Source organism: Streptomyces sp. NPDC006997, from assembly GCF_040635175.1.
Lineage (GTDB): Bacteria > Actinomycetota > Actinomycetes > Streptomycetales > Streptomycetaceae > Streptomyces.
Genome location: NZ_JBEYHH010000110.1, coordinates 1 through 1,129, shown reverse-complemented (window position 1 = coordinate 1,129; position 1,129 = coordinate 1). Strand labels below are relative to the sequence as shown.

The following is a 1,129-nucleotide window of genomic DNA, read 5'->3' as shown; positions in this document are numbered from 1 at the left end:
CCCGGTTGGCGGCGGCGTTGACGCCGGAGGTGGACGCGGTGCTGGCCCGCTACCCGCTGCGGGACCTGGTGACGCGGTCGCCGGAGATGCCGCTGCTGGTGGAGCGGGAACGCGCCCTGTACGGGGCCTGGTACGAGTTCTTCCCCCGCTCCGAGGGCACGGCCGAGGAGCCCCACGGCACGTTCCGCACCGCGGCCCGCAGGCTGCCCGCGATCGCCGCGATGGGCTTCGACGTCGTCTACCTGCCTCCCGTCCACCCGATCGGGACGACGTTCCGCAAGGGCCGCAACAACACCCTCTCCCCCGGCCCCGCCGACGTCGGCGTGCCGTGGGCGATCGGTTCCCCCGAGGGCGGTCACGACGCCGTGCACCCGCGGCTGGGCACGGTGGAGGACTTCGCCTGGTTCGTGGAGCAGGCCGCCGACCTGGGCATGGAGGTGGCCCTGGACTTCGCCCTGCAGTGCTCCCCGGACCACCCGTGGGTGGACAAGCACCCGGAGTGGTTCCACCACCGCCCGGACGGCACCATCGCCTACGCCGAGAACCCGCCGAAGAAGTACCAGGACATCTACCCCGTCGCCTTCGACGCGGACATGGACGGCCTGGTCGCCGAGACCCTGCGCGTCCTCAGGTTCTGGATGGGCCTGGGGGTGCGGATCTTCCGGGTGGACAACCCGCACACCAAGCCGGTGGTGTTCTGGGAACGGGTCCTGGCCGACATCGGCCGCACCGACCCCGACGTGATCTTCCTGGCGGAGGCGTTCACCCGTCCGGCGATGATGCACACCCTCGCGCAGGTCGGCTTCCAGCAGTCGTACACGTACTTCACCTGGCGCAACACCAAGCGGGAACTGACGGAGTACCTCACGGAACTCTCCGGTGAGGCGGCTGCCTACATGCGGCCGAACCTCTTCGTCAACACGCCCGACATCCTGCACGCCTACCTCCAGCACGGCGGACGCCCCGCCTTCGAGGTCCGCGCCGTCCTCGCCGCGACCCTGTCACCCACCTGGGGGGTGTACTCCGGCTACGAACTGTGTGAGAACACCCCGTTGAAGGAGGGCAGCGAGGAGTACCTCGACTCGGAGAAGTACCAGCTCAAACCCCGTGACTGGGCGGCGGCCGAACG

The 1,129-nt window shown here is 69.9% G+C and carries 1 pseudogene; it reads left to right on the top strand.

What is annotated here, in order from left to right:
• A pseudogene (locus ABZ659_RS35880) lies at positions 1-1,129 on the top strand (alpha-1,4-glucan--maltose-1-phosphate maltosyltransferase); the annotation flags it as partial.